The sequence below is a fragment of the Bradyrhizobium sp. 62B genome (assembly GCF_030272265.2).
GTDB lineage: Bacteria > Pseudomonadota > Alphaproteobacteria > Rhizobiales > Xanthobacteraceae > Bradyrhizobium.
In genome coordinates, this window is sequence record NZ_CP092841.2 from 3,837,023 (window position 1) to 3,850,104 (window position 13,082).

General features: G+C 65.5%; 12 protein-coding genes. 5 read left to right on the top strand and 7 right to left on the bottom strand.

Translation table 11 applies throughout. The features are described from left to right. Positions 1-21: 21 nt before the first annotated feature. Positions 22-1,863 carry a single-stranded-DNA-specific exonuclease RecJ gene (gene recJ, locus ML401_RS18085; protein WP_285812619.1) on the bottom strand — a complete coding sequence of 614 codons (1,842 nt, stop codon included), beginning with the start codon at positions 1,861-1,863 and terminating at the stop codon, positions 22-24. Positions 1,864-2,143: 280 nt separating this feature from the next. Here recJ and ML401_RS18090 point away from each other — a divergent pair, with 280 nt between their 5' ends. Both ML401_RS18090 and ML401_RS18095 read left to right on the top strand, forming a co-directional pair. Then, positions 2,144-3,220 (top strand): methyl-accepting chemotaxis protein, encoded by a 1,077-nt coding sequence (locus ML401_RS18090; RefSeq protein WP_285812620.1) that lies wholly within the window; start codon positions 2,144-2,146, stop codon positions 3,218-3,220. A gap of 284 nt (positions 3,221-3,504) precedes the next feature. Next, the gene (locus tag ML401_RS18095; protein ID WP_285812621.1) at positions 3,505-4,248 is read left to right on the top strand and encodes an SDR family oxidoreductase; all 744 of its coding nucleotides are present in this window, start codon (positions 3,505-3,507) and stop codon (positions 4,246-4,248) included. Between the two features lie 15 nt (positions 4,249-4,263). Here the strand turns inward: ML401_RS18095 and ML401_RS18100 are convergent, their stop codons facing one another. The 6 genes from ML401_RS18100 to ML401_RS18125 all read right to left on the bottom strand — a co-directional run bounded on the left by ML401_RS18100 (position 4,264) and on the right by ML401_RS18125 (position 10,706). Then, positions 4,264-5,274 carry a 4-hydroxythreonine-4-phosphate dehydrogenase PdxA gene (locus ML401_RS18100; protein WP_285812622.1) on the bottom strand — a complete coding sequence of 337 codons (1,011 nt, stop codon included), beginning with the start codon at positions 5,272-5,274 and terminating at the stop codon, positions 4,264-4,266. Then, positions 5,271-6,809, bottom strand: coding sequence for a tripartite tricarboxylate transporter permease (locus tag ML401_RS18105; RefSeq protein ID WP_194402224.1), 1,539 nt, complete (start codon positions 6,807-6,809; stop codon positions 5,271-5,273). The genes ML401_RS18100 and ML401_RS18105 overlap by 4 nt, the downstream gene beginning before the upstream one ends. A gap of 11 nt (positions 6,810-6,820) precedes the next feature. Next, entirely contained in the window at positions 6,821-7,303 is a 483-nt protein-coding gene (locus tag ML401_RS18110) for a tripartite tricarboxylate transporter TctB family protein (RefSeq protein ID WP_285812623.1), read from the bottom strand. A gap of 286 nt (positions 7,304-7,589) precedes the next feature. Beyond that, entirely contained in the window at positions 7,590-8,582 is a 993-nt protein-coding gene (locus tag ML401_RS18115; RefSeq protein WP_212066392.1) for a tripartite tricarboxylate transporter substrate binding protein, read from the bottom strand. A 66-nt stretch (positions 8,583-8,648) separates the two neighbouring features. Then, entirely contained in the window at positions 8,649-9,902 is a 1,254-nt protein-coding gene (locus ML401_RS18120) for a CaiB/BaiF CoA-transferase family protein (RefSeq protein ID WP_285812624.1), read from the bottom strand. A gap of 9 nt (positions 9,903-9,911) precedes the next feature. Then, positions 9,912-10,706 carry an enoyl-CoA hydratase/isomerase family protein gene (locus ML401_RS18125; RefSeq protein WP_285812625.1) on the bottom strand — a complete coding sequence of 265 codons (795 nt, stop codon included), beginning with the start codon at positions 10,704-10,706 and terminating at the stop codon, positions 9,912-9,914. Positions 10,707-10,823: 117 nt separating this feature from the next. Between ML401_RS18125 and ML401_RS18130 the strand changes: the two genes are divergently transcribed. The 3 genes from ML401_RS18130 to ML401_RS18140 all read left to right on the top strand — a co-directional run bounded on the left by ML401_RS18130 (position 10,824) and on the right by ML401_RS18140 (position 13,073). Beyond that, a complete protein-coding gene (locus ML401_RS18130; RefSeq protein ID WP_194402229.1) occupies positions 10,824-11,489 on the top strand; it encodes a GntR family transcriptional regulator in 666 nt (221 codons plus the stop codon). A gap of 225 nt (positions 11,490-11,714) precedes the next feature. Next, positions 11,715-12,698, top strand: a complete 984-nt coding sequence (locus ML401_RS18135) for an MBL fold metallo-hydrolase (protein WP_285812626.1) — start codon at positions 11,715-11,717, stop codon at positions 12,696-12,698. A 216-nt stretch (positions 12,699-12,914) separates the two neighbouring features. Further along, complete coding sequence (locus tag ML401_RS18140; RefSeq protein WP_285812627.1) at positions 12,915-13,073, top strand: hypothetical protein; 159 nt, start codon at positions 12,915-12,917, stop codon at positions 13,071-13,073. Positions 13,074-13,082: the final 9 nt, after the last annotated feature.

The window sequence follows — 13,082 nt, forward strand, 5'->3', positions numbered from 1 at the left end:
ATGATCTCGTCGGATCTTGCGTCATCTGATCACGGATGGCCCCTGGTCCGGTAGCGCGACGTCGACGACGCGGAATTGCACCCGCTCGGCACCCTGGTAGCGATCGACCGAGAGCGAGCCCGCGACATGCAGTTGCTGGCCGCGATTGGCGAGCAGCGCGTTGCCGAGCTTCTGGCCGATCGAACGGAACGCGATGCCGTTGACGATGGCGCCGTCGCCCGACTTGAAGCGCAGCCGCAGATGCGCCTGGCCGACCTCGTCGGCAAAGACGAGCTGATGTGCCGGCAGCGCCAGCACGGGTTCTGGATTGCCGCTGCCGAAGGGACCGGCGCGGTTGAGCGTCGCCGCAAGCTCGGTCGTCACGGCGCGCGCGGAGACGGCACCGTCGATATAGAGCTCGTTGACGTGCCGCGCCTCGGCGACGTCCTGCGCCAGCGCGTTCTCGAGATAGGCGCGAAATTCGGCGAGCTTCTCCTTCCGCAGCGTCACGCCCGCGGCCATCGCGTGGCCGCCGCCCTTGAGCAGGATGCCGTCGGCCACCGCCTGCCTTACCGCCTTGCCGAGATCGACCCCGGCGATCGAGCGGCCCGAGCCGGTGCCGATGCCACCGGGCTCCAAGGCAATGGCGAAGGCCGGCCGCGCAAACTTCTCCTTCAGGCGGGAGGCGACGAGGCCGACGACGCCGGGGTGCCAGCCTTCGGAGGCCGTGACGATCACGCCGAGCTTGTCCTCCAACCCGATCGAGGCCAGCGCCTCGGCTTCGGCTTGCGCTTCGGCCGCCTGCTCGATGACGCGGCGCTCGCTGTTGAGGCGGTCGAGCTCGGCGGCGATCCGCGCGGCCTCGACGCTGTCGCCTTCGAGCAGCAGCCGCACGCCGAGATCGGCGCGGCCGATCCGGCCGCCGGCGTTGACGCGCGGCCCCAGCATGAAGCCGAGATGCCAGGCCTCCGGCGGCCCGTTCAGCCGCGCCACGTCCATCAGCGCGGTATGGCCGACATGGTCGCGCCGGCGCATCGCGATCAGGCCCTTGGCGACGAAGGCCCGGTTGAGGCCGATCAGCGGCGCCACATCCGCAACCGTGCCGAGCGCGACGTGATGCAGCATGCCGAGCAGATCCGGCTCGGGCATCTCCGCGCTCCAGAAACCGCGCTGGCGCAGTTCGCGATTGACTGCGACCAGCGTCACCAGCACGAGGCCGACGGCGGCGAGATGGCCGAGCCCTGAGAGATCGTCGAGCCGGTTCGGGTTGACCAGCGCGTCGACCTCCGGCAGCTCCGTGCCGGCCTGGTGATGGTCGATCACGACCACGGACATGCCGAGGCGCTTGGCTTCGGCGAGCGGCTCGATGCTGGTGGTGCCGCAATCGACGGTCACGAGCAGCGTGGCGCCCCTCGCCGCCAGCCCGCGCACGGCCTCGACGTTGGGGCCGTAGCCCTCGAAGATGCGATCGGGAATGTGGATCAGCGGATCGAGGCCGCAATGGCGCAGATGCCAGGCGAGCAGCGCCGCCGAGGTTGCGCCGTCGACATCGTAATCGCCGAAGATCGCGACCGTTTCGCCCTTCGCTGCGGCATCCGCGATCCGCTTGGCGGCTGCCTCCATCTCCGTCACCGTGAACGGGTCCGGCATGAGCTTGCGGATGGTCGGATCGAGGAAATCTGCGACCGCATCGATATCGACTCCGCGGCCCGCCAGCACCCGGGCCAGCAGCTCCGGCAATTGATGCTGCTGCACGATGGCGAGCGCCTTGGCCGCCCCGCGCGCGTCCAGCCGGTCGCGCCAGAGCTTGTCGGTGAGCGAGCGCGCCACGCCCAGGAACGCCTGCGGCGCTTCGACGGGTAAGGCAGTGGCGGGCGGCGTCATGAGTCGCAGTCGGTTTGAGGAACCTGCAGCCGACGATGTCGCGTCGGTCCGGCTTGCAGGACGATTGGACCCGGAATCCCCAGGGATTTGCAATCTCCGCGGCGCACAAAGCGGTGGATTGCCGTTTTGCTGCGCTGACTGACTATCATTTGAGCAGCCCGCAAAACAGCAAATTAAGCAGGCGTTAGGCGGAATCTTCGAAAAAGACGTGTATTCGATCTGTAATTTCTAGTTCCGGGTTCGTTGCAGATCAGACCTCATTGCCAAGGGAAATCCCCCGATGTCTGCTGCGCTGGGTCTGAAAGCCAAGCCGCTCGCCACCGAACCCGCTGACGACGATTCCGACATTTCCGCGCTGATCAACCGCCTCACCGCGGAGGTCAACCAGATCGCGGTCGACAAGACTAAATCGATCCAGCAGATCACCAACCAGATGAAGATGCTGGCGCTGAACGCGCTGATCGAGAGCTCGCGCGCCGGCGCGCAAGGCGCAGGCTTTGCCGTGGTGGCGCAGGAGGTACGCGGCGTCGGCCAGCAGGTCGAGACCATCGCACGCGAGCTCGAGACACAGCTGACGAAACGGACGGGCGACCTCGTCTCCTCGATCGAGCGGATGAGCCAGCGATCGCGCGGCGAGCGCATGATGGATCTGTCGCTGAACGCCATCGAGCTGATCGACCGCAACCTCTATGAACGCACCTGCGACGTGCGCTGGTGGGCGACCGATTCCGCCGTGGTCGATTGTGCGGCCTCCCCCGGCGCTGCAGCCGTCTCGCATGCCTCGCAGCGCCTCGGCGTGATCCTCGGGGCCTACACGGTTTATCTCGACCTCTGGCTCTGCGACCTCGACGGCAACGTCATCGCCAACGGCCGGGCTGACCGCTTTCGCGTCGTCGGCCAGAACGTCGCCCACACCAAATGGTTTCGCGAGGCGCGAACCTTGCGCTCCGGTGACGACTACGTTGCCGGCGACGTCGAGAACCAGCCGCTGCTCGCCAACGCGCAGGTGGCGACCTATTGCGCCAGCGTCCGCGCCGGCGGCCAGGCCAATGGCGCCCCGATCGGCGTGCTCGCCATCCATTTCGACTGGGAGCCGCAGGCCCGCGCCATCGTCCAGGGCGTCCGCGTCGGCGACAGCGACAAGGCCCGCGTGCTGCTGGTCGATTCGAATCTGCGCGTCATCGCGGCGTCCGACGGACAGGGCATCCTCAGCGAGCGCATCTCGATCTCGCTGAACGGCCAGCGCTCCGGCGTCTATCTCGACCGCGGCGGCTCGCTGGTCGCCTTCCATGCGACGCCGGGCTACGAGACCTATCGGGGGCTCGGCTGGTACGGCGTGATCATCTGCGGGGCCTGAGGGGCCGCTCAATTCAAAAACGCGAAAACAACCCCATGCACAGTAGGCTGGAGGTTGTTTTCGTTGGCGTTTTCCGCTGGCCAAAATGCCTCACAAGATCGCTTTGACGCGTCGGGCAAAACAGCGGCGTTTATGGCATCGGGCATGACCATTCCCGCAACGCCATCGCGAGGCAGGCCGCTTCCAGGCAAAAGCTCGCCTTATTGCTCGGATAGGCTGCGCGCAGCATCACGCTGATCGACGGACCGTGAGTGCTCACGTCGTCCTATGCCCAGGAGATCTTCATGAAGATTGTGGTGATCGGGGGAACCGGATTGATCGGATCCAAGCTGGTGGCGAAGCTCAAGCAGCAAGGCCACGAGGCCGTGGCAGCCTCACCGAAATCAGGCGTGAATGCCGTGACCGGCGAAGGCCTCGCTGCGGCATTGGCGGGCGCGGATGTCGTCGTCGACGTCGCCAACGCGCCGTCCTGGGAGCCCGCCGCCGTGCTCGAATTCTTCGAGCGTTCGAGCAAGAACCTCGTCGCGACGGAGGCTGCCGCGGCCGTGAAGCACCACGTGGCCCTGTCGATCGTCGGAACCGAGCGGTCGCCCGACAACGCCTATTTCCGGGCCAAGCTCGCCCAGGAGACGATCATCAAGTCGGCCCGGGTCCCCTACTCGATCGTGCGCGCCACCCAGTTCTTCGAATTCCTCGGCGCCATTGCCGAAATGGGTGCGATTGACGGCAAGATCGTCGTTCCCTCGGCATTGTTTCAACCGATCGCCGCGGACGACGTCGCAGCTCGCCTCGCGGAGGTCGCAACGGACAAGCCGCTCAACGGCACGATCGACATCGCAGGGCTCGAGAAGGCCCCTTTCAACGAATTCATCGCGCGCCGCCTGAAGGCGTCCGGCGACCCCCGGACGGTGATCGGAGACCCGAAGGCGCCCTATTACGGCGGCCCTATCGACGATACATCGCTGAACCCGCTCGGCGAGGCGCGGCTGGGGAAGACGCCGCTGGCGGCGTGGCTCGCGAGCCTCTGACAGCCCTGCTGACGTTCAACCCCGGCGCTTTCCAACCGTTGCCATCTCAGCCGCGAGCAGCACCGCGGCACGGCTGGCGCCGATCGAAGCAATGCCCTGGCCTGCGATGTCGTAGGCGGTGCCGTGCGCGGGCGTGCAGATCGGGAATGGAAAGCCGCCGAGCATGGTCACGCCGCGATCGAAACCCATCAGCTTCATCGCGATCTGGCCCTGGTCGTGATACATCGTCAGCACCGCATCGAAGGCGCCGGCCTTGGCGCGCAGAAACACGGTATCGGCCGGGAACGGTCCCTCCGCGGCAATGCCCTCGGCCTGCCCGGCTGCGACGACCGGCGCGATGACGTCGATCTCCTCGCGGCCGAAATTGCCGCCGTCGCCGGCGTGAGGATTGAGGCCGGCGACCGCGATCCGCGGCCGCGCGAAGCCGGCGTTGCGCATGCAGGCATCGGTCAGCTTGAGCGCACGATGGATGCGCTCGCTGGACAGCTTTGCAGCGACGTCCCTCAGCGGGATATGGGAGGTGACCCGCGCGTTCCAGAGCCGATCGAGCACATTGAATTCGCTGGCGGGAGTCTCGAGGCCGACCACCTCCGCGGAGAATGCGATCTCGTCGTCGTACTCGGCGCGCGCCAGCCGCATCGCCTGCTTGTTGAAGGGGGTGAAGCAGACCGCGTCGACGCGGCCGTCCCGGCCGAGCTCGAGCGCGTGCTTGTAATTGGTCAGTGCGAATTTGCCGCCGGCAAGAGTGGCAGTCTTCGGCTCGACCTCGCGGGGAGCGAGATGGCCGAGATCAACGAACAGCGCTTCGCCTTCTGCCGCGTGAAGATCGGCGTCCGGCTCCGCCGTCGACAGAGCCGGCTTGACGCCGGCAATGCGCGCGCCCGCGTCGAAGATGCGGCGGTCGCCGATGACGACGAGCCGGTTTTGGGCGCGGATGTCGTCCTGCGCCACCAGCCTGGCCGTCAGCTCGGGGCTGATGCCGGCGGGATCTCCCATGGCCAGCGCAATCAGCGGCTTTGCGGTCATATGATCACTTTCTCCTGGCTCGTCGCCTCAGTGGCGGGGGATGCGGGTTTGCGCCAAAGGCGCGCCAGCTGCAGCACGAGCGGCAGCAGCAGAAGCGCGATGCCGGCCACGATCAGGCATGTCACCAGCTTGTTGGCAAAGAAGATGCCGAGGGATCCCTTGGACATCAGCATCGACTGCCGGAACGCGTCCTCGGCCTTGTCGCCGATGACGATGGCGAGCACGAGCGGTGCCAGCGGATAGAACAGCTTCTTGAAGAGATAGCCGACGATTCCGAAGCCCAGCATCATCACGACGTCGAGATAGGAGTTCGACACCGAATAGGCGCCGACGACGCAGATGATCACGATCAGCGGTGCGATCACCACGAAGGGAATCCGCATCAAGGCGGCGAACACCGGAACGGTGAGCAGCACCAGCGCGACGGCGACGATGTTGCCGACATACATCGAGGCGATCAGGCCCCAGACGAAATCCTTCTGGTCGACGAACAGCATCGGCCCGGGATTGAGGCCCCAGATCATCAGGCCGCCCATCATGACCGCCGCGGTCGCCGAGCCTGGAATGCCGAGCGAGAGCATCGGCAGCAGCGCGCTGGTGCCGGCGGCATGATCGGCGGTCTCCGGCGAGATGATGCCTTCGACCTCTCCGGTGCCGAAATAGCGGCCGCGGCGCGAGAAGCGGCGGGCGATGCCGTAGCTCATGAACGATGCGGCGGTCGGGCCGCCCGGCGTGATCCCCATCCAGCAGCCGATCGCAGCGCTGCGCAACAGCGCGACGCTGTGGCGCGGCAGCCGGCCGACCGCGCGGAACACTTCGCGCCAATCGATCTTCGAGGAGACGGCGCGGGCATGAAACTCTTCCTCGACCGCGACCAGGAGTTCGCCGATGCCGAACAGGCCCATCACCGCGACAACGAAGCTGACGCCCTTGACAAGCTCGTCGACGCCCATGGTGAGGCGCACGCTGCCGGACACCGTGTCGATGCCGATCGCGGCGATGGCAAAGCCGATCGCGAGCGCCACGACCGTCTTGACCGGCGCGGCGCCGCCCATGCCGACGAAGCTGGCAAAGGCCAGGAAATAGACCGCGAAATATTCCGCCGGCCCGAAAGCGAGCGCGACCTGCGCCACCCAGGACGCGAGGAACGTGATCAGGACGACGCCGATCAGGGCGCCGAACGCGGCCGAGCCGAAGGCGGTCGCGAGCGCCGTGGTCGGCCTTCCGTCCCGCGCCATCGGATAGCCGTCGAAGGTGGTCGCGACCGACGACGGCTCGCCCGGAATGTTGAACAGGATCGAGGTCACGGAGCCGCCGAACAGCGCGCCCCAATACATGCTGGAGAGCAGGATGATCGCCGACACCGGCTGCATGCCGAAGGTCAGCGGCAACAGCAGCGATACGCCGTTCGGTGCACCCAGTCCCGGCAGCACGCCGACGAGAATGCCGAGCAGCACGCCGACGACCATCAGCACCAGATGCGGCACGGTGACCGCGATGCTGAAGCCGTGCAGGAGCTCCGCGAGATTATCCATCGACTTCTCCGTCAGAGCCCGAACGCGGCGGCGAGCGCACCGTGCGGCAGGCTGACCTGGAACATGCGCTCGAACACGACATAGAGCGCGAGCGCAGTTGCCCCCGCCATGGCGAGCGTACGCGGCACGGATTGGTGGCGCGGGATGGCCAGCACCGTGAAGACGTAGAGCGCGGAGGCGACGTACATCCCCGCGAGCGGGATCGCGGCGACGAAGATCGCGGCCGGCACGAACAGGCCGGCAAGCCGGCGTAACTCGACCGGCGTGATGGCGATCGGAACATTGGCCAGGGATGCCACCGGCAGCACGCCCCGTGCCAGATTGTAGAGGCTGCCGAGCACGATGATGATGCCCGTCAGGAACGGGAATGTCCCGGCATCGACGCCCGCGCTCGACCAGCCGATGCCGTTGTCGAGGCTTTGGATCACGACAGCGACACCAAAGCCGCCGGTGAGGACGGCAGTCGCAAGTTCAAGCGCGCGGCGGGAGATCATGGAGGACTCCGCTTCGGCGGCGTATTGTGGCCGAGTGTGACCCAAGCAGTTTTCCAGCGCTCGGTGTCGTCCCTGCCCAGTGCGCAATTGCGCACGGAGGCGCAGGGACCCATAACCCCGGGAGCAGATTGACGAAGATACGAAGCCAAGTCGGTATGACGATCAATGCACATCGAGAGATCACGCGGTAGGGGTCCCTGCGCCACCGTGCGCAATTGCGCACTTGGCAGGGACGACAGCGGAGGTGTTGGGCAAGCCCGGCGCATATCCAAGCTGGCGCCCCGTCTCACTTCACCAGCCAGCCCTGCTCGCCCGCGACCTGCTTGACGTGCTCGAGGTCCTCCTTGATGAACTTGTCGAATTCGGCGCCGGTCAGGAACGTGTCCACCTGGGAGGTCTTCTCGATGTAATCCTTCCACTCCGGCGTCGCCTGTACCTTCTTCATGAGGTCGACATAGAACGCGGCCTGGTCCGGCGTGACCTTGCCGGGCAGCCACACGGTGCGCGGCTGCTCATATTGCTTGATGTCGAGGCCCTGCTCGACGCAGGTGGGAACGTCGCCCCAGCCTTCGGTCGCCGTGATCTTGGCACCCTGCGGCAACCGCTTCGGGCTGAACACACAAAGCGGGCGCTGCGTGCCGCCGCGCCATTGCCCGAGGCTCTCGCTGGGATTGTTGACGTGGGAGTCGAGATGTCCGCCAGCGAGCTGCACGGCGGTCTCGGCGCCGCTCTTGAAGGGGATGTAGGTCAGCTTGACCTTGCCGGCTTTCTCGATCATGCGCGTCAAGACCTCGTCGGTGTCCTTGGACTGCGCGCCGCCCATCTTGAATTCGCCGGATGCGGCGGCTTTCAAATAATCGCCCGCATTCTTGAATGGCGCGTCCTGCTTGACCCAGAGTAAAAACTCGTCCTGCGCCATCGCCGCGATCGGGGTGAGATCGGTGTAATTGAAGGCGACCTTGGAGACGAGCGGCTGCTGCCAGGCATTCGAGGTGCCGAAGATCACCTTGTAGGGATCGCCGGCCGACGCCTTGCCGTAGACATAGCCTTCGGCGCCGCTGCCGCCGCCCTTGTTGACGACGACGATCGGCTGCTCCGTCAGCTTGTGCTTGGTGATGATGTTCTGCACTGCGCGGGCGAGATTGTCGGTGCCGCCGCCGGGGCCGGCGGTCGCCACGAACTCGATCGGCTTTTGCGGTTGCCAGGCACTGAGCGCGGGCATGGTGCCGGCGAGCACTGTTAAGGCTGCGGAGAGCAGAAATATTGACGTCCGACCCATGATTTCCTCCAGCTGATTTTTGTCTTTTCTAATTTTTGTCTTTGGCCTTGTCGTATTCACGTCAAATCAGGCGACGCGTTCCGCCTGTCTTCCCGAGGCCAGGACGATTGCGCCTTCTTTTGCGAGCGCTTCGATCTGCTTGTGGTCGAACCCGTGCTCGGCCAGCACGTCTCTCGTGTGCTCACCATAGACCGGTGCGCCTGACAGCACTTTGCCTGGGGTCTCCGAAAACTTCACGGGCAGCCCGATCGTCTTCACGGGACCGAGCGTGGAATGCTCGACTTCGACCACCATCTCGCGCGCCAGCGTCTGGGGATCACTGAGCGCCTCCAGCATGTCGTGCACGGGGCCGCACGGCACGCCCTTCTCGTCCAGCGCGGCAAGCCAGTGCGCCCGCGTTCGAGTGCGGAAGCGCTCGCTGAGGACCGCCTCGAGCTCCTTGAGATTGGCCATGCGGTCGGCGCCGTTGACGAAGCGCGGATCGGCGGCGAGTTCGCTCGCACCGAGCGCCTCCAGCATCAACAGCCAGTGCTTCTTGTTGGCGCCGCCGACCACGAGCCAGCCGTCCGAGGCCTCGAACGCCTGATACGGCGCGTTGAGCGGATGCGCCGAGCCCATCGCGCGCGGCGCGGTGCCTGCGGCGAGCGCGATGGTCGACTGCCAATAGGTCTGCACCAGCGCGGCCTCGTAGAGCGAGGTCTCGACCCACTGCCCCTCCCCGGTCTTGAGACGGTGCGTGTAGGCCGCCAGGATGCCCATGCTCGCGAGCAGGCCGGCGGTGATGTCGGACAGCGGCGGGCCGCATTTCACGGGCGGACCGTCGGGGCGTTCGCCCGTAAAGCTCATGATGCCGCTCATGGCCTGCGCGACGAGATCGAAGCCGCGGCGGTGCTTATAGGGACCGGTGCGGCCGAAGCCCGACAGCGAGCAATAGATCAGCGATGGATATTGCTTGTGAAGCTCCTCGTAACCGAAGCCGAGGCGCTCCATGGCGCCGGGCGCGAAATTCTCGACCAGCACATCGGCATTCGCGATCAGCCGGCGCAGCACCTGTTTGCCGCCCTCGGTCTTGAGGTCCAGCACGATGCCGCGCTTGTTGCGGTTCATCATCAGGAACGAGGCCGCCTCATCGCCGATCTTCGGCGGTACCGAATGACGAGTGTCGTCGCCGTTCGGCGATTTCTCGATCTTGATGACGTCGGCGCCCATGTCGGCGAGCATCAGGGTGCAGGTCGGGCCGGCCATGACATGGGTGAGATCGACGACCTTGAGCCCGGCAAGCGGTCCTGATCGGCGGGAGGTAGATTGCGAACTTGGCATCGGGGCGTCCTATTGGCCGCGCCATTGCGGCGCGCGCTTGTTGAGGAAAGCATCGAGCCCTTCGCGAAAATCCTGGCTCGTGTAGCACATCAGGATGAGGTCTTCGCCCTCGTCCCGGGTCAGCCGCCTCTGCAGGCGGGCGACCGCCTGCTTGGTCGCATTGAGCGTCAGCGGCGCATGACCGGCGACCAGCCGGGCGACCTCATCGGCCCGCTTGTCCAGCGCGGCAAGATCCGCGACGACCTCGCCGAGCAGCCCGACGGTTGCGGCTTCCGCGGCATCGACCAGGCGCGCGGTGAAGATCAGGTCCTTGACGCGCGCGGCGCCAATCAGCGCGGTGAGACGGCTGACATTGGACATCGACAGGCAATTGCCGAGCGTCCGGGCGATCGGAAATCCGATCTTCGCGCTTGCCGTGCCGATGCGCAGGTCGCAGGCCGCGGCAATGCCCGCACCACCGCCCGTGCAGAAGCCGTTGATCGCCGCGATGGTCGGCACGCGGCACGCTTCCAGCGTGGTCAGCACCCGATCGATGCGGTTCTCGTAGTCGATCGCGTCCTGCGGCGTCTTGAACTCGCGGAACTGGTTGATGTCGGTGCCCGAGGCAAACGCCTTGTCGCCGGCCCCGCGCAGCACCAGCACCTTGATCGAGGGGTCGCCGTTCGCCTGCTCGCAGATCGCGGCGAGCCGTTCATACATGGCGAAGGTGAAGGCGTTACGGGCCTGCGGGCGGTTGAAGGTGATCAGCCCGATGCCGTCATTGCATTCAAAAACGAGGTCGTCCGCCTCCACAGCCCGGTTCATTTCCTCATGTCCTCTTGTTTTTTACATTTTTGAATGCAAAATCTGCGATAAGCAAGCTGAAACTTGCAGATTCCGATCGATTTCTGCATTTTTGAATTCAAATGGAGCGCAGGTGCCATGCTTCATGAAGACGTGGTCGGACGCATCCGCGCCATCCTGCTCGACGGCGAAATCCCGCCGGGCGCCCGGATTCCCGAGCGCGAGCTGTGTGAGCGGCTCGGGATCTCGCGCACACCGCTGCGCGAGGCGCTCAAGGTGCTCGCCGCCGAAGGCCTCGTGCAGCTCTTGCCGCATCGCGGCTCGCGCGCGGCAAAGCTGACCGACAAGGACATGCGCGACCTGTTCGAGGTCTGCCAGGGCCTCGAGGCCCTCGCGGGCGAGCTCGCCTGCGAGCGCATCACGGATGCCGAGATCGACGCGATCGCCGCCGCGCATGCACAGATGGTGCAGCACTATCGCGACGGCGATCTGATCCAGTACTACCGCGGCAACCGCGCCATTCACGAAGCCATCGTCAGCGCAGCCGGAAACCCCGTGCTCGCGGGGCTTTACACATCCGTGACTGCACGCATCCGCCGCGCGCGTTATGTCACGCCGATGACGCCGCAGCGCTGGGCCCTCGCCGTGAAGGAGCATGAGGCCATCCTGAACGCCTTGCAGAGGCGCGACGGCGCCGGCCTCTCCCATATCCTGCGTGCGCATCTGCGTCACAAGCGCGAAGAGGTGCTGCAGGCGGGCTTTGCCGAGACGGAAGCAAGCGAACTCGCGCTGAGAATTGCGTAAGGCGCAATTCTTGTTGTGCTGGATCGCGGACAGCGCGTCCACACGCGGCCTTCCCGCTCCGCCGCCCCTTCCCGCTCCGCGCGAATTGGCGCACTAATTCCACTTGCTAGCTTGTCGCCCCCGGCGCAGCATACTTTTCTGCCGGCCCGCGGCTACATCGCCGCTCAGGCCGGCCCCAACGCGCGAACAATCGCGCAAGACAAAAGACAAAAGCGGAGGAAACGCATGACAATCGATGTCTCACGTCGATCCCTACTTGCACTTGGAGCCAGCCTTGGAGCCGGCCTTGGTGCCAGCGCGATGCTCGGCAGCAGCGCGTTGGCGAAGGCTCCCAAGCTCGGCACCCAGACGCCGTACTGGCACCGCTTCGTTCTCGGCGATGCCGAAGTGACCGTCGTGTCCGACGGACCGCTGCCGCTCGGCGACCCCTCCGGGACCTTCACCGGCGTTCCCAAGGAAGAGGTCAAGAAGATGCTGACGGACAATTTCCTGTCGCCGGACAACGTCGTGCTCGAACAGAACTCGCCGATCGTGAACACCGGCGACAAGCTCATCCTGTTCGACACCGGCATGGGCTCATCGAAGATGTTCGGCGCCAGCACCGGTCGGCAGCAGAAGAGCATGATGGAGGCCGGCATCAAGCCTGAGGACATCGACGCCGTGGTCTGCTCGCATGCCCATATCGACCACATCGGCGGCATCGTCGATGCCAACGACAAGCCGCTGTTCCCGAATGCGCAGATCTACATCTCTCAGACCGATTTCGACTTCTGGACCGACGAGGGCAAGCTCGGCAGCCCTGCCAAGGACTTCGTCGTTCACGCCCGCAAGAACCTGCTGCCGGTCCGGGACCGGATCAAGTTCTTCAAGGACGGCGAGGAATTCCTGCCCGGCGTGCAGGCGATCTCGGCGCCCGGCCACACCGTCGGCCACACCATCTTCATGGTGTCGTCGGCCGGCAAGTCCTTCGCCTTCCTCGGCGATCTCTCGCACCATTCCGTGCTGCTGCTGGAACGCCCGCGGATGGAGTTCTCGTACGACACCGATCCGAAGCAGGCGGCGGAGTCGCGCGTCAAACTGCTGACGATGCTGGCGGCCAACAAGACGCCGGTGATGTCCTATCACTTCGCCTGGCCGGGCTACGGCCATGTCGCCAAGGCCGGTGAAGGCTTCCACTATTATCCCGAACCGATGAAGATGGCGTTGTAGCTCGTCACACCAGGTCCGGGCGGCGCGTGCGCTGCCCGGACCCGTCTGATCAAGTCGGACGCAATTTCCGCTTTTCGTAATATCTATAAATCCGATTGTAACCGTCCATATTATTCGTTTGTCAAAACCCTTCTCCTGCGTAGCGTAAGCCGCGTGGCATCGCCGGCCGGCCGCAACGGCCGCGTCGGCAGACGCCCTCACGCACCAGGAGCGACCATGACCACGACGTCACAGAGCGAAGCGTCATTCTCCCAACTGCTGCTCCGTTGGATCGCCTACCGGCTGTTACTGACGATGGCGGCGATCAGGCCGGTTTATCGCGCCGGCGACATCGCCGCCGCCGCCGCGGCGAGCAACAGTCCCTCCGGCGCGTAAAGCCGATCC